Source organism: Thalassococcus lentus (assembly GCF_028023555.1).
In the GTDB taxonomy this organism is placed as follows: domain Bacteria; phylum Pseudomonadota; class Alphaproteobacteria; order Rhodobacterales; family Rhodobacteraceae; genus Thalassococcus_A; species Thalassococcus_A lentus.
The window spans coordinates 473,088-493,370 of the sequence record NZ_JAQIOY010000003.1 but is presented as its reverse complement, the minus strand read 5'-3'; the positions used below and the strand labels follow the sequence as shown (position 1 = coordinate 493,370).

Annotated in this window: 19 protein-coding genes and 2 riboswitches; of the genes, 10 read left to right on the top strand and 9 right to left on the bottom strand. The window is 60.7% G+C overall.

What is annotated here, in order from left to right; all coding sequences use genetic code 11:
• Position 1 precedes the first annotated feature (1 nt).
• From PFY00_RS11435 to PFY00_RS11405, 7 genes are read right to left on the bottom strand one after another with little or no spacing between them, the layout of a single operon-like run.
• Entirely contained in the window at positions 2–376 is a 375-nt protein-coding gene (locus PFY00_RS11435) for an ExbD/TolR family protein (protein WP_271432682.1), read from the bottom strand.
• Complete coding sequence (locus PFY00_RS11430; RefSeq protein WP_271432681.1) at positions 376–1,008, bottom strand: MotA/TolQ/ExbB proton channel family protein; 633 nt, start codon at positions 1,006–1,008, stop codon at positions 376–378. The genes PFY00_RS11435 and PFY00_RS11430 overlap by 1 nt, the downstream gene beginning before the upstream one ends.
• Positions 1,002–1,817: a cobalamin-binding protein gene (locus PFY00_RS11425; RefSeq protein WP_271432680.1), complete on the bottom strand. Its 816-nt coding sequence runs from the start codon at positions 1,815–1,817 to the stop codon at positions 1,002–1,004. The genes PFY00_RS11430 and PFY00_RS11425 overlap by 7 nt, the downstream gene beginning before the upstream one ends.
• A complete protein-coding gene (locus tag PFY00_RS11420) occupies positions 1,814–2,566 on the bottom strand; it encodes an ABC transporter ATP-binding protein (RefSeq protein WP_271432679.1) in 753 nt (250 codons plus the stop codon). The genes PFY00_RS11425 and PFY00_RS11420 overlap by 4 nt, the downstream gene beginning before the upstream one ends.
• The gene (locus tag PFY00_RS11415; protein WP_271432678.1) at positions 2,563–3,543 is read right to left on the bottom strand and encodes a FecCD family ABC transporter permease; all 981 of its coding nucleotides are present in this window, start codon (positions 3,541–3,543) and stop codon (positions 2,563–2,565) included. The genes PFY00_RS11420 and PFY00_RS11415 overlap by 4 nt, the downstream gene beginning before the upstream one ends.
• Positions 3,540–4,394 carry an ABC transporter substrate-binding protein gene (locus PFY00_RS11410; protein WP_271432677.1) on the bottom strand — a complete coding sequence of 285 codons (855 nt, stop codon included), beginning with the start codon at positions 4,392–4,394 and terminating at the stop codon, positions 3,540–3,542. The genes PFY00_RS11415 and PFY00_RS11410 overlap by 4 nt, the downstream gene beginning before the upstream one ends.
• Complete coding sequence (locus PFY00_RS11405) at positions 4,381–6,240, bottom strand: TonB-dependent receptor plug domain-containing protein (RefSeq protein ID WP_271432676.1); 1,860 nt, start codon at positions 6,238–6,240, stop codon at positions 4,381–4,383. Before PFY00_RS11405 ends, PFY00_RS11410 begins: the two co-directional genes overlap by 14 nt.
• 152 nt (positions 6,241–6,392) lie before the next feature.
• Positions 6,393–6,576: riboswitch (cobalamin riboswitch) on the bottom strand.
• 719 nt (positions 6,577–7,295) lie between these two features.
• Between PFY00_RS11405 and mraZ the strand changes: the two genes are divergently transcribed.
• The 10 genes from mraZ to PFY00_RS11355 all read left to right on the top strand — a co-directional run bounded on the left by mraZ (position 7,296) and on the right by PFY00_RS11355 (position 18,642).
• Positions 7,296–7,802 carry a division/cell wall cluster transcriptional repressor MraZ gene (gene mraZ / locus PFY00_RS11400; RefSeq protein ID WP_271432675.1) on the top strand — a complete coding sequence of 169 codons (507 nt, stop codon included), beginning with the start codon at positions 7,296–7,298 and terminating at the stop codon, positions 7,800–7,802.
• Positions 7,803–8,792: a 16S rRNA (cytosine(1402)-N(4))-methyltransferase RsmH gene (gene rsmH, locus PFY00_RS11395; RefSeq protein ID WP_271432674.1), complete on the top strand. Its 990-nt coding sequence runs from the start codon at positions 7,803–7,805 to the stop codon at positions 8,790–8,792. It begins immediately after the preceding gene.
• Positions 8,793–8,796: 4 nt separating this feature from the next.
• Positions 8,797–9,156, top strand: coding sequence for a cell division protein FtsL (gene ftsL, locus PFY00_RS11390; RefSeq protein ID WP_271432673.1), 360 nt, complete (start codon positions 8,797–8,799; stop codon positions 9,154–9,156).
• Positions 9,153–10,943, top strand: coding sequence for a peptidoglycan D,D-transpeptidase FtsI family protein (locus tag PFY00_RS11385; protein ID WP_271432672.1), 1,791 nt, complete (start codon positions 9,153–9,155; stop codon positions 10,941–10,943). The genes ftsL and PFY00_RS11385 overlap by 4 nt, the downstream gene beginning before the upstream one ends.
• Before the next feature lie 70 nt (positions 10,944–11,013).
• Positions 11,014–12,492 carry a UDP-N-acetylmuramoyl-L-alanyl-D-glutamate--2,6-diaminopimelate ligase gene (locus PFY00_RS11380; protein WP_271432671.1) on the top strand — a complete coding sequence of 493 codons (1,479 nt, stop codon included), beginning with the start codon at positions 11,014–11,016 and terminating at the stop codon, positions 12,490–12,492.
• A complete protein-coding gene (locus PFY00_RS11375) occupies positions 12,489–13,925 on the top strand; it encodes a UDP-N-acetylmuramoyl-tripeptide--D-alanyl-D-alanine ligase (protein ID WP_271432670.1) in 1,437 nt (478 codons plus the stop codon). Before PFY00_RS11380 ends, PFY00_RS11375 begins: the two co-directional genes overlap by 4 nt.
• 12 nt (positions 13,926–13,937) lie before the next feature.
• Positions 13,938–15,020, top strand: a complete 1,083-nt coding sequence (mraY, locus tag PFY00_RS11370) for a phospho-N-acetylmuramoyl-pentapeptide-transferase (protein WP_271432669.1) — start codon at positions 13,938–13,940, stop codon at positions 15,018–15,020.
• A 194-nt stretch (positions 15,021–15,214) separates the two neighbouring features.
• Positions 15,215–16,438 (top strand): Coenzyme F420 hydrogenase/dehydrogenase, beta subunit C-terminal domain, encoded by a 1,224-nt coding sequence (locus tag PFY00_RS11365; RefSeq protein WP_271432668.1) that lies wholly within the window; start codon positions 15,215–15,217, stop codon positions 16,436–16,438.
• A gap of 110 nt (positions 16,439–16,548) precedes the next feature.
• Entirely contained in the window at positions 16,549–17,952 is a 1,404-nt protein-coding gene (gene murD / locus PFY00_RS11360) for a UDP-N-acetylmuramoyl-L-alanine--D-glutamate ligase (protein ID WP_271432667.1), read from the top strand.
• A 63-nt stretch (positions 17,953–18,015) separates the two neighbouring features.
• Positions 18,016–18,212: riboswitch (cobalamin riboswitch) on the top strand.
• 127 nt (positions 18,213–18,339) lie between these two features.
• Positions 18,340–18,642: a hypothetical protein gene (locus tag PFY00_RS11355; protein WP_271432666.1), complete on the top strand. Its 303-nt coding sequence runs from the start codon at positions 18,340–18,342 to the stop codon at positions 18,640–18,642.
• Between the two features lie 57 nt (positions 18,643–18,699).
• On the opposite strand, the gene lipB is transcribed toward PFY00_RS11355, so the two are convergent.
• Both lipB and PFY00_RS11345 read right to left on the bottom strand, forming a co-directional pair.
• Positions 18,700–19,386 carry a lipoyl(octanoyl) transferase LipB gene (gene lipB, locus PFY00_RS11350; protein ID WP_271432665.1) on the bottom strand — a complete coding sequence of 229 codons (687 nt, stop codon included), beginning with the start codon at positions 19,384–19,386 and terminating at the stop codon, positions 18,700–18,702.
• Entirely contained in the window at positions 19,383–20,171 is a 789-nt protein-coding gene (locus PFY00_RS11345) for a LytTR family DNA-binding domain-containing protein (protein ID WP_271432664.1), read from the bottom strand. The genes lipB and PFY00_RS11345 overlap by 4 nt, the downstream gene beginning before the upstream one ends.
• Between the last annotated feature and the right edge of the window lie 112 nt (positions 20,172–20,283).

Genomic DNA, 20,283 nt, shown 5'->3' with positions numbered 1-20,283 from the left:
CCTATTCCACCACGGCAGCGCCGGTGTAACCGGCGGCGCGCAAGTCAGACAGCACGGTGATCAAACGTTGAACCGTTACGTTATCGCCGGCGCGAAGCGCGATCACATCGGATGGATCTGCAACAAGAGGCTGCAAGGCGCCTGCGAGGTCGGCAACCTCAATGCCATTCAGCAGCAAACGATCTGGCAGAACTGTGACCAGCCGTGGGGCACCGGTATAGCCCGCGCCTTGGCCACCAAGCTCGACCGGCTGTGAAACAGGCGCGCCAAATCGGGCCGCAAGCATAAAGAACACAAGCAGCAAGAAGACCACGTCGATCATCGGCGTCAGGCTGGGGCGGCGCCTGCGCGGGTTATGATCGGCGAGGTTCAGCATTAATCAGCAGGCCCGTTCGGCATCGGCGCGGTGAAGAGCCGCGTTGCAAGGTCTTCGAGGTCATGGGCAAGACCATCGGCCAGCCCGTCGAACCATGACAGCGCGATCGAGGCTGGAATTGCGACACCCATGCCTGCCGCAGTGGTCAGCAGCGCCTCCCATATGCCACCGGCAAGCGCAGCTGCATCGGCGCGGTTCCCCGAGGCTTGAAGCGCCTGAAACGCTTCGATCATCCCCAGCACGGTCCCCAAAAGCCCGATCAGAGGCGCAATCGTGACAACCAGATCAAGCGGGCGTAGACCCGCGCGGGTTTCGGTCAGGGCCGCTCGGGCAAGACGGGCCGTTTCCTCTCGCGCGTCGGCTTCGGGCAGGTTGACCCGGGCCTGCATAGCGCCGCGCAGCACACGGGCGCGCAAACCGGGTCGATTTTCCAGATGGGCGATGGCCTCTTCCGGCTGCCCCGAAATCCAGGTTTGCAAGGCCTCTTCCGCGCGGGCCGTGCGCCACAGGCCCATGCGCGACAGGGAAAACACCTTCCAAAGGATCAAGGCCAGCGCCCCGACCGAAAGTGCGGCAATGGCCCAGAGCGCGGGGCCACCCAGAGACAGGAACTCAAAAATGGGCGTTAACATACCGTTTCCTTTTGCCGGTTTGCGACAGGGTCGATGACCCGGACCAAGGCTTCAAGCCCTTCGGTGAGCGCTGCCGGGCCCGGCGCCAGCAGCAAAGGGGATTTGATCTCGTAGACGCGCTCATTTTGGACAGCAGGAATACTGCCCCACCCTTGGCGCGCCATGATGCGTTCCGGGCGTACCTTCTTGCCGCACCATGATCCGATGATGATGTCTGGTTGCGCCTCAATGATCTGCGCTTCGCTGACAATCCGGCTTTGTGCGTCCTGTTTGCGCGCCAGCGGGGCAAAGACATCTTCGCCCCCCGCAATTGCAATCAGTTCCGATACCCATCCGATGGCTGAAATCAGCGGCTCGTCCCATTCCTCGAACCAAACCCGCGGTCGAATCTGCAAGGTGCGGGTCTCAAGCGCGGTGCGGCGGGCATCGAAACGGTCAATGATGGCCTGCGCGTCTGCAGCGCTGCCTGTCAGGGCGCCCAGGGTTTCGATCATGTCGAGAATGCCGGCAACGCTGCGCTGGTTGAAGGCCAGAACGGACAGCCCCGACCGGATCAGTTCTGCGGCTATGTCAGCCTGCAGGTCCGAAAAGGTCAGCACCAGATCAGGGTTCAGCGCCTGAATCTTGGGCACATCCGCAGTGGTAAAGGCGCCAACCCTCGGCTTTTCCTGCCGCACCCGGGGCGGGCGCACGGCGTAGCCTGTTACACCGACAATGCGATCCTGCTGGCCCAGCAGATAGAGCGTCTCGACCGTTTCTTCGGTCAGGCAGACGATGCGCTGAGGCCCTTTCACGACAGGGGGGGTCATCGCGTTGTCTCCAGCGGTTGGACGATTGGCCCTTCGGGCGTTTCGTGAATGCGCGCCCGCAAATGGAATGTCTTGGCGAGGTTGGGCTGTGTGAGCACCTCGACGGGTGGCCCATCTGCAACCTTGCGTCCTTGATCCAGCATGATCAGGCGTGAACAGAACCGGGCAGCAAGGCTGAGATCGTGCAATGACAAAAGCACCGCGCGCCCCTCTCGCGACAAATCCCGCAAGACGGTCAGCGTGGACAATTGCGCGGCGGGATCCAGCCCGGCGATAGGTTCGTCGGCCATCAGCAAGGGCGTGTCCTGTGCCAGTGTTCGCGCGATCAGAACACGCGCCTGTTCCCCGCCGGAAAGCTGCGTCGCCGGACGATCGGCAAAGGTCTCGAGCCCCATTCTTGCCATGGCGGCCTGAATGGCTTCCTCGTCAGCGGGGCCGGATTTGCGCCCATGCGGCAAACGACCCAAGGCAACCAGATCGCGCACGGGAACGGGCCAGGCAATTTCGCGTGACTGCGGCAGCCAAGCGGCCTGGGCGGCACGATCACGCGGCGCCATCTGAGCGAGGCTCGACTGGCCCTCGTGCGGCAGCAATCCAAGTGCAGCACGCAGCAGGGTCGTTTTGCCTGCGCCATTCGGACCGATCAAACCGACACACTCACCCGGCGTGATCTTCAGCGAGACATCATCCACAACCGGACAGCCATCGCGGCGCACTGTGAGATGGTCGAGATGCAGAAGGCCCGTCATGCGTCCAGCCTCCGGGTCTTGTAGATCAAGTGCAGAAACAATGGCGCGCCGACGATCGCCATTAGCACGCCAAGTTTGAGATCCCTATCCGGCAAAATCAGGCGCGTGGCGATGTCTGCCGCCAGAACCATCGCTGCACCGCCCAAAGCCGAGGCCCACAACAAGCGTGATGGGCGCGCGCGGCAAAAGGGTCTCAGGATGTGCGGTACGATCAATCCGACAAAGCCGACAGCGCCAGCCACCGCTGTTGCCGCACCGACGGCAGCCGCAGTGCCCAGCAACAACCTCAGGCGCAGGCTGCGCAGGGAAACCCCAAGGCTTTCGGCAGCATCTTCACCCAGCGTCAGGGCATCCAGACCGCGCGCCAGCGTCGCAAGAAGCACAAACCCCAAGGCCATGATTGGCGCGGCCAGCCAGACATGCTGCATGGAACGATCGGCTACGGATCCCATCATCCAGAACACGATCTCGGAAGCAGCATAGGGGTTGGGTGACAGGTTCAGAACGAGTGATGTCAAAGCACCGGCCAGAGCGGAGATGGCGATGCCTGCCAGAATAAGGGTCAATGAGCCACCACGCGGGCCAGCCAGCGCGAGGATCAATGCAACGGCCAGCAGCGCAAAGGTCAGGGCGGTCAATGGCAAGGCCAGCGCAAAGGTTGCGGCAAACCCGGTTTGCAGGGCTATGACGGCGCCCAAGGCGGCGGATCCTGACACGCCGATCAGGCCGGGTTCGGCCAGCGGATTGCGCAGGTAGCCCTGCATGGCCGCGCCTGACAAACCCAGCGCTGCACCGATCATGGCAGCCAAAAGTGCGCGGGGCAGGCGGATCTCATGCATCACCATCTGGTGCAGCGGCTCTCCGGCGCCGATCAGCCCGGTCAGGGCAGCGCCAAGGGGCAAGGTGCTGTGCCCAATCATGAGCGAGGCCAGAAACAAGACGACGGTCAGCGCGGCCAATACCAAACCCAGTTTCATTGGCTGGCCTCCCACTGGCGCCGTAGGGCGATCAGCTCCTGCACAGCATCCAGTAGATGCGGCAACTCGCAGGTCCAGCTTGGGCCTGTTTCAATCTCGTGCAGTGCGCCGGATCTTTGCAGGGCGGGATGTGTCAGCAACTCAGTCGCGCGCGCATGGCCGCCGTAGGGCTGGCCGATCAATACAAGGTCCGGGTCTTCCAGCAAAAGGCTTTCGAGCGGCAGTCGGCCGCCAAAGGGCAAGCCACGTTCTTCGGCGATGTTGGACATGCCCGCGGCATCCAGCAAATCGCCCGGCATGGTTTCCCGTCCTGCGGTGTTCCCCAGTGCATAGTAAAGCGCTACGCGAGGTGATTGGCCGGATTGCGCGCGCAGGGCCTCAAGCTTGCTGTCAAAGTCAGCGATCATTTGCTCGGCCTTCTGGGTTTGGCCCAACAAAACGCCCATACGCCGGATCGTTTCGCGCACATCGGACAGTGCATTGGCCGGAGCAAAGAGCTCGACCCGGTAGCCCAGCCTTTCCAGCATTTGAACCGTTGACTGTGTCGTCCAAGTTCCTGCAATCACGAGATCGGGTTGCAGCAGGACAACCGCTTCGGCGCTCCCATCGTTTGACGGGATGGCGCGGGCCTGCTCGGCCAGAACTGCGGTTCGGGCGTCATGGGCCAGCCGCGAGACCGAAACCAGTTGGCCGGGCTGCGCAAGAAGCAGGGCAAGCTGATCGGTGCAGACGTTCAGCGAAACAACGCGTGCCGGGACTGGCGCTGCAGTCTGTGTTTGCGCCGTGGCCGGGAAAGCCGCCGCACTGCAAATCAGCAGCGCGGCGGCCTTTATGGTCTTAGAAAGAAGCATTGACCCCAAAGTACACCGAGCGGCCCGCCCGGTTGTAGTCAGGGATGCGTGCATTGTCGGCATCGAGCAGGTTTTCGACGCGCACATAGGCTTCGATTCCGTTGTCGAACTCATAGCCGATGCGGGCATCGACCGTAGTGAAGTCATCCACGGAAACCGGCGAGAAGCCGACACCGAACGTGTCAGGGAAGTCCACCTGATGCTGCACGCTCAACATACCGGTCAGACGGTCTGTCAGTTGGCTTTCGACGGCCAGAGACAGGTCATAGCGCGGAACGCGTTGCTGCGGGTCACCATTGGAGTCGCGCGAGTCGGTGTATGTAAAGCTGCCCATCAATTCCGTGCGATCGCCCAGCGGCATCATGCCCGACAGTTCCAGACCTTTTGTTACGCTCTCGCCGGGAACCTGCGCATATCCACCGGGGATCGGGCCAAGAAACCCATCCGGATCGAAATAGGCGATCAGGTTGTCGATCTCGGTGTAGAACAGTGTGCCGCGAATGCTGCCGCCATTGGCAAACAGACGTTCCGCACCCAGCTCGGCGCTGCGGCTTTTTTCGGGCTCAAGGTTCGGGTTGCCGTAGAATGGGTTGTAAAGCTCATCCAAAGCGGGAGCGCGGAAGCCGTTGGACAACACGGCCCGGATTGTCCAGTCCGGGGTGGCCTGCCACGCGACCGTCGCACGGCCCGACGTGAAGTCGCCAAACGCGGAATGATTGTCCTGCCGCAACGAGAATGACAGATCCAGCGTGTCGTTCGGGCTCCAGTGCGCTTCGACAAATGCGCCCCGGTTGGTCACCGCTTCTGGCGCGGCGGCGGCGTCTTCACGCTTCCAATCCAGACCGTAGATCAGTGTATAGGCTTCGGAGGCATCCCAGATGCCCTTGTAGCTGGCCGCATCACGTTCGCCTGCGAAGGTGCTGACCGGGCCGGAGAAGAAGCTGCCCGAGTTGGTCAGCGTTCTGTCGATCCGGTACTGGCTGATGTCAAAGCTGTGCTGGATCGCGCCAGTTGTCAGTTCCGCATAGGCGCGCAGACCGCGACTGTCGGTTTCCGACAGACCGCTTGCCGGGATTGTGGCGCCGGGGCTGTCGTAGCCCGCGCTGGAGCGCAGAACAAAGCCGGTCAGACCAAGACGCAGGTCAGGCGTCACGTCCACATAGCTGTCAAAAGACAATTGCGTCCCGCTGTAGCCGTCATCGTCATCATAGAGCGGACCATCGACCGCGCTGAACCCATCTGTCGCAACCGAAGCGATGGAAAGCGCAAACCCTGCGTTGTCGGTCGAGAAGCCCATCGACAGGTTTCCGCGGCGTGTGTTGTAGCTGCCGTACTCAAGGCCATAGGACAGCAGGCTGTCGCCACCTTCGGGTGCTTGAGCGCTGTTCATAGCGATCGTGCCGGCAACGGCGCCTGCACCAAACCGGGCCGACTGAGAGCCGCGCAGAACTTCGACACGGTCAATTGCGCCGGGCAGGGCGTTGGCGAAATCGAACTGGGTGTAGACGCCAGAGGGATCTGCGACTTCGATGCCATTGTAATAGACAGGTGTGTAACGTTCGGGCAGGCCGCGCACGCGCAGTGCAGTGGAAGCGCCGATGCCGCCATTTGATGTCAGTGAAACGCCGGGAACGGAATCCAGCGCATCGCCAAGGGTGAGGGCGTTATTCACGACCTCAGCTTCAAGCACATCAACGGTCGTGCCTGTGCGCTCAAGTTCAAAGTCCGACTGCAGGGCATAGAGAGTCAAAGTGCCAAGATCGATCACATCGTCCTGCGCCTGAGCGGCGCTTGCCATGGCGAGTGTCGATGCGGTCAGCCAAAACGTTCGGCCAAAACGAGTCATAATACGGATCCTTTCCAGATCACTTATGCGCCCAACCAAGGGCACAAGGGGTATTGTCATGTTGCTTTTGGAAAGGCGAACAGCCCTCCGCAAACGGTGAAAGAATGCCACCACGCCGGAGAACCGTTCCAACAAGTGCGCCCCGCACCCCTGGATGGGTGATCACCTCGGCAGGTCTCCTGACTTGCGGGTCGACACGATGTCTGGGCCTTCCCGGGATATCCCAGTGGCGAATGCCAGACACGCTCTCCGCTTACAGTTGCGGGGGCAGTCGCGGATTTTCACCGCGTTCCCTTTTCACCGGACAATGCCCGGACCGAAGCAATCCTTGCGTAGCGTTACACCCGCCGAGTCGCAAGCGCGCAAAGCGACGCTGTCTGATATAGCGACGACATAGCCTTATGGTTGGCGGCAAAAGGTGTCCGTGGGAATTTATGGGACAGCTATGGGAGGGAGGGGCCCAATACGTGGGAAATCCTGTGATTCGAATCAGTTTTCGGCGCTGTTTGGGGCGAAATTCCTCTGATTTCCCCAAAATTTCGTGCTCTTCGGGCGCATTCTCGCGAAACTTTCCGAAAAAATTGGGAGATTATGGGAAATCATCTGGCTTGTCGCGGCAATCAACATGTTGTGTTCGATTTTAGGTAAAACCACCATTTGTGCTGACGGATTGCCCGAAATGGGCACAAGATGTTGTTTCGCAAGGGGTGCGCGAACAAGATGCTGTGCCGATTTCCCATAAAAAACTGTTGCGTACCATGTATTCCCATGGCATCCCTAGTTCACACGATGAGGAACGGACACGGGGCGACAAAGACCCCACCGACCAAATCAAAAAAATAAAAGAGCAGGTTTCATACAGGCTTCGCTTTTCATCGTGACAAAAGAATCCGGCGCGCGGGCGAGCAGACATCCCCCCAGGTGGCGCGCGCAGTCGGAGTTACCCGCCAATGCGGGTCAGCGGCGGGTTGATCAGTGGCAGCAGATCAACCCGCCCATTTCATTTTCAGGCCCCACGATCCGGATGTGAGGCCAGGGACAGAAAGGGCCAGGCAGTGAGCCGCAGGCTGAGATTCAGAGGCGAGAGTCGACACAAGGTCGACACGAAGGGGCGGGTGTCTATCCCAGCCTCTTTTCGCCGTGTTCTCGAAGCGGGTGATCCTGACTGGACCGAAGGGCTTAATCCGAATTTTGTCGTCGTCTACGGCGATCACCGCCGCAAATTCCTCGAATGCTACACGGTCGAGGAAATGGAAAACGTGGAATCCAAGATCGAACGGATGCCGCGCGGGTCGCAAAAACGCAAACTGCTAGAGCGCCTCTATTCCACGCAGTCCTTGATTACATCTGTGGATGATACAGGCCGTATCGTTCTGCCTGCCAAGTTGCGGGAAAAGATCGGGATCAAGGCTGAGGCCTATTTTGCATCCAACCTCAACACCTTCCAGATCTGGGAGCCGGGCACCTTTGAGGCCGAAGAGCTGGCCAAGATGGAAGAAGAGTTGGACGATTTGCCAGACGATTTTGATCCGGCGCAATTCCTGGATGAAGAGGAGGTCTAAATGGCCTCCGTGGTCAGCGCCTCCGACGTTCCCCACATTCCCGTTCTTTTGCGGCCGCTTCTCGAGGCGGTTTCGCCTGTTGAAGGGCATTGGATTGATGGGACGCTTGGGGCTGGCGGGTATACGCGGGGCTTGCTGGACGCAGGCGCGGCGCGCGTGATTGGCATTGACCGTGATCCTTTGGCCTTGTCCATGGCGTCGGAATGGGGGCGGGCCTACGGGGATCGTTTGCAACTGGTGCAGAGCAATTTTGCACAGATGGACGAAGCCGCCGAAACGGTTGATGGCGTTGTGCTGGACCTTGGCGTTTCATCCATGCAGTTGGATCAGGCCGACCGCGGGTTTTCATTCCTGCGCGATGGGCCACTGGATATGCGTATGGGTCAGGAAGGCCGCAGTGCTTCCGACATCGTGAATGAAGCCAGCGAAGAAGACTTGGCTGACATCCTCTATTTTTTTGGAGAGGAGCGCGCCTCGCGCCGGATCGCAAAGGCCATCATGCGTGAGCGCGAAGCCGGGCCCATCACCCGCACGTTGCAACTGGCGGATTTGATCGAGGCCACCATCGGCCGAAGCAAGAAGGGCCAGAGCCATTCCGCGACGCGCAGCTTTCAGGCACTCCGGATTGCGGTGAATGCCGAATATGACTCGCTCTGGCAGGGATTGATGGCCGCCGAGCGCGTGTTGGCCCCCGATGGCTGGCTTGCGATCGTGACGTTCCATTCTGTCGAAGATCGCATGGTGAAACGCTTTTTGCAGGCCCATGGGGCCAAAAAGGTGCGTCAGAACCGATATGGCGCCGCACCCGAAGCTCCGAGCGAGCCATTTGTCATTGTCACCCGCAAGGCCATCGGCCCCGATGCCGAAGAGCTGGCACAAAACCCACGTGCACGGTCCGCAAAGTTGCGGGTTGCACGGCGCACGGCTGCGCCAGCCCGCGACGTTGATGCCGATGCGCTGGATATGCCCATTTTAAAGAGGAGCGTCTAAGGTCATGAGAACGCTTTTGTTTCTTCTGGCGGCCATGGCCGTTATCGGTTCTGGTTTCTGGGCCTATCACGAAAACTACAAGACGCAGGCTGAACTGGATCATGCCGACGATCTGCGCCGCGACATCACGCAGGCGCGCGAAAGACTGGCCATTCTTCGAGCAGAATGGGCCTATCTGAACCGTCCGGATCGCTTGCGGGATCTGGCTGACCTGAACTTTGAACGGCTGGGCCTTTTGCCCCTGCGTCCGGACCAGTTCGGGATGGTCGATCAGGTGATTTTCCCGGAGCCGCCAAAGCTCGACATTACAATGCCCATCGAGGTGACCAGCGCCGGGGCAGATCAAGCCGGAGCAGACCGATGATCCGCACACCGCTGCGCCCCTTGGCGCGTATTCTCGAAGCACGCCAGAACGGCGAAAACCCCGACGCGATCGAACGGGAAAACCTACGCATCCGGCACGAACAGATGCGCGACAAATCCCGGGTGCGAGCCGAGGGCCGGTTGCTGGTGCTTGGAATTGCGTTCTTTTGTGCATTCAGTGTGATCGGCGCGCGGATGGGTATGCTGGCTGCATCCGAGCCAGCCGAACCGCGGGCGCAGGTGTCTGGCCATTCCATTATTGCCAGCCGCGCAGACATTGTTGATCGTCACGGGCGAGTTCTGGCGACCAATATGTCCACGCACAGTCTATATGCGCATCCCCAGCAGATGATCGAACCTGATCGGGCCGCCAATGCACTTGCGGGAATTTTTCCCGATATTGATCCAGACCGGCTTGCGGCACGATTTAAGGACCCGAAGCGCAAGTTTCTGTGGGTAAAGAGAAAAATCAGCCCCGAACAGATGCAGGCTGTCCATGACATTGGAGAGCCGGGCTTGCTTTTTGGTCCGCGCGAAATGCGTTTGTACCCAAATGGTGCGCTCGCCGCGCATGTTTTGGGCGGGGCCTCTTACGGGGCCGAGGATGTCCATGCGGCCGAAGTGATCGGTACCGCAGGTATCGAAAAGTTTCTGGATGAAGAGTTGCGTGACCCGTCGCGCGCGGGCGCACCTTTGGAATTGTCCATCGATATGACCGTTCAGGCCGCCGCCGAAGAGGTGCTGGATGCGGGAATGAAGCTGATGAATGCCAAGGGGGCAGCGTCTGTCTTGATGGATGTTCGCACCGGCGAAGTGATCAGTATCGTTTCCCTGCCTGATTTTGACCCCAACGACCGTCCAAATCCGCTGGTCGAGGGCAATCCTTCCGACAGCCCTCTGTTTAATCGCGCTGTACAGGGCGTTTATGAACTGGGCTCCACTTACAAGATCTTTGCGGCGGCTCAGGCCATCGACATTGGTTTGGTCAACAAAAACACGGTGATCGACACCAAGCCGCCCTTTGAAGTCAGCGGCTTCAAGATCGGCGAGTTCGCAAACAAGAACTATGGCGAGCTGAGTGTTGAGAAGATCATCGTGAAAAGTTCGAACCGGGGTACCGGCAAGCTTGCGCTTGCGATCGGGCCAAAGCGTCAAAAGGAATTCCTCAAGACGCTGGGGCAGCTCGATGCAACCCCGCTGGAAATCGTTGAGGCCAAAGGTGGCGCTCCTTTGTTTCCCAAGCGCTGGACTGATCTGTCTGCGGTCACGATTTCCTACGGCCACGGCATTTCCACATCTCCCCTGCATCTGGCAGCAGGTTATGCGGCGTTGGCCAATGGCGGCATCTACGTCAATCCTACCTTGCTTAAACGGAATGAGCCGGCGACCGGCACGCGCGTCATGAGCGAACAGGCCGCCGCCACGGCGCGGGGTATCCTGCGCAAGGTGGTCACTGAAGGCACCGCAAGCTTTGCCGAAGTTCCCGGTTATCATGTTGGGGGCAAGACTGGCACGGCGGACAAACCCAAGGAACGCGGGGGCGGCTACTATGATGACAAGGTCATCGCGACCTTCGCCTCTATCTTTCCCGCGCATGATCCGCGCTATGTGCTGATCGTCACACTGGATGAGCCGGTCGAGACGTCGGGCAAGAAGCCGCGTCGCACAGCCGGTTGGACTGCAGTTCCGGTAGCTGCCGAGATGACCGGACGCATTGCGCCGCTTTTGGGGCTGCGCCCTGATTTTGGAGAGCCGGGGCTGGAAAAGATTTTCAGCACCTCACGCTAGGCGCCATCTGGTACAGCCCTATGGATTTGCGTATGTCATTCGCCAATGCAGTCAAACAGGGGCGGGCGACATGAGCGGTCCGAAAACTCTTTCACAACTGGGGCTGACCGCCCGCGGCGGACGCGAGGCGAAGGTCACCGGGCTGGCGGTGGACAGCCGCGAGGTCAAAGAGGGCTTTCTCTTTGCTGCGCTTCCGGGAACGCAGGTTCATGGCGGTGAGTTCATCCAATATGCGCTGCGCATGGGTGCGGCAGCAATTTTGACCGACGCAGAAGGCGCGCGGATTGCACAAGCTGAACTGGACGCGTCCGACGCAGCTTTGGTCGTGGCGGCTGATCCGCGGCAAACGCTGGCCTTTACTGCGGCGCTTTGGTTCGGAATGCAGCCTGATTGCGTCGTTGCCGTAACGGGCACCAATGGAAAGACATCGGTGGCCGCGTTCACCCGGCAGCTTTGGCAGGAACTGGGGTTTCGGGCGATCAATCTGGGCACAACGGGTGTTGAGGGGGATTGGCAGGCACCGCTGGCACATACAACACCAGAGCCGATCACATTGCATCGTGCACTCGGCGGCGCAGCGCAGGCCGGGGTGACGCATGCCGCAATGGAGGCCTCCAGTCACGGGCTTGAGCAGCGACGGCTCGACGGTGTGCAGCTGGTTGCGGCTGGGTTTACGAACTTCACTCAGGATCATCTGGATTACCACGCCACCTTCGAAGACTATTTCGCCGCCAAGGCTGGCCTCTTTGCGCGTGTGTTGCCAGAAGACGGGACAGCCGTGATCAATATCGATGACGCGCGCGGTGTGGATATGCTGGCAATCGCCAAGGCCCGCGGGCAGGACGTGATCACCGTCGGGCGCGATGCGGCGGATCTGTGTCTGGAAAACCAACGCTTTGACGCGACCGGACAGGACCTGCGCCTGTCTTGGAAAGGCGGCGTGCGGCAGGAGCGTCTGAACCTGATCGGCGGCTTTCAGGCTGAGAACGTTCTGGTGGCGGCCGGGCTGGTGATTGCGGCGGGCTGCGATCCTGATGATGTCTTTGACATGCTGCCAATGCTGGGCACAGTGCGCGGACGCATGCAACTGGCGGCAACCCGCGACAATGGCGCGACGGTGTTTGTCGACTACGCCCATACACCGGACGCGGTCGAAACGGCGATCCGTGCTCTGCGGCCGCATGTGATGGGCCGTTTGGTGGCCATCGTGGGTGCAGGCGGTGATCGGGACAGCACCAAACGGCCTTTGATGGGGCAGGCGGCACAGGAAAACGCGGATCTGGTGATCGTGACGGACGATAACCCCCGGTCCGAGGACCCCTCGGTCATTCGGGCGGCGGTCATGGCCGGAGCGCCTGATTCAACCGAAGTGGGTGACCGGGCCGAAGCGATCCTGCGCGGCGTGGATGCGCTAGGACCCGGCGATGCCTTGCTGATTTGCGGCAAAGGTCATGAAACCGGCCAGATCGTCGGCGACACGGTCTATCCCTTTGACGATGCCGAACAAGCCAGCGTTGCCGTGGCCGCATTGGATGGGAGAGGGCTATGAGCGCTTTGTGGACTGCCGCCGAAGCGGCCGAGGCAACAGGCGGGCGGGCCATCGGGGACTGGTCGGTAAATGGCGTTTCGATCGACACACGCACCATTGAGCCGGGCGAGATGTTCGTGGCGCTCAAGGCGGCAAGGGATGGCCACGACTTTGTCGCTACCGCTTTGGAAAAAGGCGCAGGGGCTGCTTTGGTCAGCCGAATTCCCGATGGTGTTTCTGAAGATGCGCCATTGCTTTTGGTTGATGATGTGCAAACCGGGCTTGAAAATCTGGGTGTTGCGTCACGGGCGCGGTTCAAAGGCCGCGTGGTTGCGGTCACCGGCAGCGTTGGCAAGACCTCGACCAAGGAAATGCTGCGTACTGTTCTTGGGGCGCATGGCAGCGTGCATGCTGCCGAAAAGAGCTACAACAACCATTGGGGCGTTCCGCTGACCTTAGCGCGCATGCCGCGCGATCGCGATTTTGCCGTGATCGAAATCGGGATGAACCATCCCGGCGAAATCGCACCTCTGGCCTGCATGGCCCGTCCTCATGTGGCCATGGTGACCATCGTGGCGCCAGCGCATCTGGCGGCCTTTGAAAGCCTCGAAGGCATCGCGCGCGAAAAAGGCGCGATCTATGACGGGCTGGAACCGGGCGGCACGGCGATCTTCAACGGAGATTTGGACGTCAGCCCGATCCTTGCCGATCTGGCGCAGGCCGCGGGGCATCCGGTGGCGTTCGGCGAAAAAGCCGGGCACCCGTTTCATCTGGCCAAAGTGACCGTAGGTGACGCGACAACTGTGGCGCAGGCCGAAATTCACGGCGCACCGGTGTTGTACAAGGTGCAGGTGCCCGGACGGCATTATGCGCAGAATGCAATGGGGGTGCTGGCGGTCTGTGACGCTTTGCAGCTGGATCTGGCGCTCTCGGTGACGGCTATCGGCAACTGGTCTCCGGGTGCGGGGCGCGGGGCGCGTGAAGTCATTACACTGGATGCTGTGGAAACGCAGATGACGGTCGAGCTGATCGACGACAGTTACAACGCCAACCCGGCGTCGCTTGGCGCAGCCCTTGAGGTGTTGGCCGCAGCCGAGCCGCAACATGACATCGGCCGCGTGTCCAAGGGTCGGCGGATTGCCTATCTGGGGGATATGAAGGAACTGGGCAGCACTGAAGCGCAATTGCATGCAGGGATCGCGGCGCTGCCATCGATGGCGCGCATCGACAAAGTGCACTGCGTTGGTCCTTTGATGCGCCACCTGTGGGAGGCACTGCCCGAAGAAAAACGCGGGCGGTGGTGCGAGCAAAGTGCGGATATGGCCGCCGGGGTCATGCGTGACCTGGATGCCGGGGATGTGGTTTTGGCCAAAGGGTCATTGTCCATGGGGCTGGCCCGTGTGGTTGACGCGATCCGCAAAATGGGCCAATCCCCCGCGGGCGGTGAAGGGTAAAGGGGCAGCAGTATGCTATTTTGGTTGACAGAACTCAGCGACGGCGGGGATTTTTTCAACCTGTTCCGCTACATCACGTTTCGGGCCGGGGGCGCATTTCTGACCGCGCTGATCTTTGGTTTCCTGTTTGGAAAGCCGCTGATCAACGTTCTGCGAAAGCGTCAGGGCAAGGGGCAGCCGATCCGTGACGATGGCCCCGAAGGTCATTTCGTAAAAGCCGGAACGCCCACCATGGGCGGGTTGTTGATCATCGGCGCTTTGGTGACGTCGACATTGCTCTGGGCGCGATGGGACAATCCCTTTGTCTGGATGGTGCTGTTTGTCACGATCAGTTATGCCGCCATCGGATTTGCGGATGACTATGCCAAGGTGAAAAAGCAAAATACCGCTGGTGTGTCTGGTAAGGTGCGGCTTTTGCTGGGCTTTCTGATCGCAGCGATTGCCGGTTGGTGGGCGGCTCAGTACCACCCCGAGGCGCTTTCGGGACGACTGGCGTTGCCGATTTTCAAAGATACCCTGATTAATCTTGGCTATTTGTTCGTGCCGTTTGCTGTTGTCGTGATCGTCGGCGCGGCCAATGCCGTCAATCTGACGGATGGGCTGGACGGGCTGGCCATCATGCCGGTCATGATCGCAACTTCGACGCTGGGTGTCATCGCTTATGCCGTGGGCCGGGTCGATTTCACAGAATATCTGGATGTGCACTATGTGCCGGGGACTGGCGAGATCCTGATCTTCGCGGCAGGTGTTGTCGGCGGGGGGCTTGGCTTTTTGTGGTACAACGCGCCTCCGGCGGCCGTCTTCATGGGCGATACTGGATCGTTGGCGCTGGGCGGGGCTTTGGGCGCAATCGCGGTTGCTACCAAGCACGAATTGGTTCTGGCGATCGTTGGCGGGCTTTTTGTGGTTGAGGCGCTTAGCGTGATCATTCAGGTGCTCTACTTCAAACGCACGGGCAAGCGTGTGTTCCTGATGGCACCGATCCATCACCATTATGAAAAGAAGGGCTGGGCCGAGCCGCAGATCGTGATCCGGTTCTGGATCATTTCGCTGATCCTCGCCATCATCGGTCTGGCAACCCTCAAAGTACGCTGATCGCAACACATTGACCGGGGTATTGATCTAGCGGGGCGGCTTTGCCGCGCCGCTTGGTATGCGTTCAGGCCACGCAGGCCTTGGGGGCGATGCCCCCAAACCCCAAAGGCATTTTCCAACCGGGCAAGAACAGACTCGCCTCATCGCGCAGTGTCAACTATAGTTGACACATTCGGATTGACAGGAGGCGAGCGATGGATGGTGGGCAAACTGGGCTCAGGGTTCCCAATATCGGTGGCGCGCCCAGAGCCGGGCTATGCACCGACTGCGGCATCAGCCGGATAGGGGATGGCCGCGCCTGTGGGCGTGCCTGTCAATTCATTGCGCCGGACTATCCGGCCCTGGAACGGTCGGTCCATGGGCGGGTTGCCGAAACCGGCGACGAAGCGTTCTTTGGTGTATTTCAAACCATGCACCGTGCGCGGTTGGAGCCAGCGGCCGAAGGTGCGCAGTGGACGGGCCTGACCACGGCTCTTGCGGCGGAGTTGCTGCGTGCCGGCGCGGTGGATGCCGTTCTGGCCACCGCGCCCGATCCGCATGACCGATGGAAGCCGATGCCTGTCATTGTCACCGAGGCGCAGGATATGGCGCAGTGCCGCGGTATGCGCATGGGGTACGGACCCTTGCTTGCTTTGCTGGAGCCGGCTGCCGCGGCGGGCCACCGCCGGATCGCCGTGGTCGGGGTGCCTTGTCAGGTCTACGCGCTGCGCGCTCTCGAAGCGGAACTGGGCTTTGACGAAATCACCGTCATCGGAACGCCGTGCAGTGACAACACCACAACCGACCGGTTTCACACGTTTCTGGGTCTTTTGGATGATCGCCCCGAAACGGTGAGCTACCTCGAATTTCGCGCCGACTACAGTGTCGAGCTACGCTTTGATGATGGGCGCAAGCCGCGCTTCATTCCCTTTTTGAAGCTGCCGATTTCGGATCTGCCCGCAGATTTCTTTCCCATGACCTGCAAGACCTGTGTGGATTACACCAACCGGCTGGCCGATATCACAGTTGGCTACATGGGCGGCGATGGTGAGCAATGGCTGATCGTGCGCAATGCGCGCGGCGCCAAGGTTCTGGAGCGGTTGCAGGGTCGGGCGGTTTTGTCGGAGTTGACGGACAAGGGCAAACGGGAAGCCGCGGTTCGGGGGTTTGTGACCAATACGGAACGGGCGGCTGGTGGTCTGCCGTTGCGGCGCATGCCTAATTGGGTGCGGCCGATCGTGGCCTGGCTGCAACCCCGCACCGGGCCCCGGGGGCTGGAATTTGCCCGCGCGCGTGTCGAGATGAAGGCCGCCGAGACCGTTCTGCATCTGCGCAGGGCCCATCCGGCCAAGATGAAAAACATGATCCCGGATCACGTCTGGCATCTGGCAGAGCGCTATGGGCTGATAGCGGAGCCCGGCGAGCGCAGGGACCGGTAAGAGCCATTTCTGCATTTTTGTGCAGCCGAGCCAGAGGCAGGGCTTTCGCGTTTTGATCGTTTGCGGTAGCGCTGGTGTCGCAGAATATAGCGGCGACGGCGGAGGCAGCGATGATCCCGGTGCAGGGTTTTGAAGGGCAGGGGGTGGCCGTGCTTGGTCTGGGACGGTCCGGGCTGTCAGCGGCGCGGGCGCTGCGGGAAGGCGGCGCGCAGGTCGTCGTCTGGGACGACAACCCCAAAGCGCGGGACAAGGCAGAGGCAGAAGGCTTTGCAGTTCGCGATCTGACACGGTCGGAAGCTGTTGAGGATCTGGCCTGTCTGGTTGTCAGTCCGGGCATCCCTCATTTGTATCCCACACCCAACCCGGTCATTGCAGCGGCACTGGATGCCGGTGTCCCTGTAGACAATGACATCGGTTTGTTTTTCCGGTCGCTCGGGGCCGGATGGGACCAATTTGATCGCGCGCCGCGCGTCGTTGCGATCACTGGTTCTAACGGCAAATCCACCACGTCGGCATTGATTCATCATGTGCTAGAAGCTTCGGGCCGGGATGCACAGCTGGCAGGTAATATCGGACGCGGCGTGCTGGATATTGATCCGCCCGGAGATGGCGGCATCGTCGTGCTGGAGCTGTCGAGCTACCAGACCGATCTGGCGCGTGCCCTGACCCCGGATGTGGCGGTCTGGACAAACCTGAGCCCGGATCATCTGGACCGCCATGCTGGGTTCGGTGGATATTTTGCGGCCAAGCGTCGGCTTTTTGCCGAAGGCGGGCCGGACCGCGCCGTGATCGGCGTTGACGAGGTCGAGGGCCGCTTTCTGGCGGGGCAAATGAGCGAGGGGCGCAGCGACGATCGGGTTATCCGCGTGTCATCGGGGCGCAAGCTCAGCGGACCGGGCTGGCATGTGTTCGCACGCAAAGGATTTCTGGCCGAATGGCGCAAGGGCCGTCAGGTGGCATCGATCGACATGCGCGACATTCCCGGCCTTCCGGGTGCACACAACCACCAAAACGCCTGCGCGGCCTACGCCGCCTGCCGGGCGCTTGGGCTTGGTCCTCGTGATATCGAAAGCGGTCTGCGGTCGTTCGGTGGATTGCCGCATCGGTCGCAGCGCATCGCAGAGGCGGGCGGGGTGTCTTATGTCAACGACAGCAAAGCGACCAACGTTGACAGCGCGCTCAAGGCTTTGCAGGCCTTTGGCAAGATCCGCTGGATCTGCGGCGGGCTGATGAAAGAGGGTGGGTTGGAGGCTCTCAAGCCAGCGTTGGAGAACGTGATCAAGGCCTATGTGATTGGACGTGAAGCCGAAGGGTTCGCGCTTCAATTGCCGGGTGTTGATGCGGAGATATGCACAACGATGGAAAGGGCCGTGGCCCATGCCGTGGCGGATGCGCAGCCGGGCGAGGTGGTTTTGCTGGCCCCGGCCGCAGCAAGCTTCGACCAATATGACAGTTTCGAAAAGCGCGGCGATGATTTTGCTGAGCGCGTCACTGAAGAACTGGCCAAGCGCTGAAACGCGCCGGCAAGAAAGCGCCCTCAGGACATCAGAATCAATGGACAGCCATCGTCCGGGCTGGCACAGTCCGGGTGTGATGGTGACCAATGGGCGATGGCCCGGCGGTCCAATAGGGAACGCGGTGTAATTCCGCGACTGCCCCCGCAACTGTGAGCGGCGAGCCGATCTGGCACAAGCCACTGGGACCACGTCCCGGGAAGGCCCAGACCCGGCGCTGACCCGCAAGTCAGGAGACCTGCCATCACCCCGGTGCAATCATTGTGCCGGGCGTTTGCAACCCGGGCGGGGTGCCCCGGTCAGAGCGCGCAGGTAAACCGGCCGCTGGCCGCTCACCCGTATCGTTTCTGTCCGGTTCGCTTTGCCCTCGGCGCGGAGGGCGCTTTGATGATGATAGAACGAACGTTAACTGGACTGCGAGGCCAGCATATTCCACCGGCGCGCGCCAAGGAACTGGGCCAGCTTGGCTATATGCAATGGCTCGGTGCCTTGCCCGGCCATTCAAGCTATGAATATGAAGCGGTGCGCGCCTATCTGGATGTGGCCATGTATATCCGGACAGATCCGGCAGTCGCCGAGTTTTGCTTTCTGATCTGTGAAAGCCTGCGATTCCCGTTGCAGCCACTTGATTTGGGCATGCCTAAGCCGCGCCGCAGGGGCGGGGCCCGCGAGCGGCGCCAGCAGGTCTAGCGGTCACGGTCCGGCGCCGAGAGGCGCCGGCCGTTTGCTGTTGCTTTAGGCAGCGTATCAGGTGTTGCAGGCTTTGCGCTCAGTACCGAAAACAGCTTCGAATCCATGTCGCAGGGCAACGTCTACGTCGTCCATGGTGACAGGAAGGCCCAGATCCACCAGCGATGTGACGCCGTAATCTGTGATCCCGCAGGGCACGATGCCGTCGAAATGTTCCAGATCGGGTTCCACGTTGATGGAAATGCCGTGAAAGCTGACCCAGCGGCGCAGACGAATGCCAATCGCGGCAATCTTGTCTTCGGCCATTGCATCGGAAGCCGTGCGCGGTTTGTCCGGTCTTTCGATCCAAACCCCGACGCGTCCGTCGCGGATATGACCGGTCAGGCCAAATTCCCCCAACGCAGTGATAACCCATGCCTCAAGGTCGCGCACAAAGCAGCGCACATCCCGACCGCGTTTGCCAACGTCCAGCATCACATAGGCCACCCGTTGACCGGGTCCATGGTAGGTGTACTGACCACCCCGTTTGGTTGCGTGCACCGGAAAGCGCTCAGGGTCCCTGAGGTCTTCGATCCGGGCCGAGGTTCCGGCGGTGTAAAGGGGAGGGTGCTCTAGCAGCCAGATGCATTCGGCCGCCTCGCCCCGTGCAATCGCCTCGGCGCGGGCCTCCATGAAGTCGAGCGCCTCTTGGTAGGGCACCAGCGTGTCGCTGATCTTCCATTCAACTGAGGAAATGTCTGTCATTGTGAACGCGGCAGCAGCCCCGCCTCCTTGATCTTTGCGATATTGGCGCGACTGACCGGGATCTCTGAGTCATTGCTCATCGTCAAAATCGCCCGATCCCCTTCGCGTCGTACAGCACGCACCTGCGCAAAGGCTATCCAGTGTGAGCGGTGAACCTGAGCGCCCGCGGTCTCACCGGTTTCGCGAATGGCATCGGACAACCGCATCAGAACCATTTCCGTGCCTTTGGTCGTCGCAATCCGCACGTAGTGATCCTCGACCGAAAGAGCAACCAACCGGCCCCGTTTCTCGAGCGGGATGCGATCAAGCAGGGCGACCGGCTTTGGCGTGGCGGTCGCCGCAGGGGCAGCCGCTTCGCCCCGGCGCAATCCTGCATAGTAAAGCGCGCCCGTCACGATGTAGCTGATGGCCATGACCGTCCCGAAAAAGGTCGGCCATTCATTCAGCGGCGGCACAAAATCGAAGACGATCCAGTTGATCACCATAACGATCAGACAAATGCCCAGCCCGGTCACGCATCCGGCAACTAAAATGATAAGCGCAATTGGTGCCTTGCTCATCCAGTGGCGGATGACCTCATTGGACAGGGCGCCAAAACCGAAGGTCAGCGTCACGGTTACGATCCAGTATAGCAGGCGATGAATCAGGCCCAGCGTCTGATCCGTGCCGAATGGGCCGAGCAACGACAAAATTGCGGCTGTGCCCATCAGCGCAACCCATGTGATCGGGTTGCTCATATCCGTCCGCCATTCACGAAGCGCGAGTTGCGTTTTGCTGTCGTTCACGAAGCCAGCCCCGTTTTGTACGCAGTTTCAATGGCATGGCCCAAGGGGATTTGTCCAGTGTGTGACCAGTTTCGCCCAACTCGAAAAACCGGCGAGGCCCGCACTGTCGATC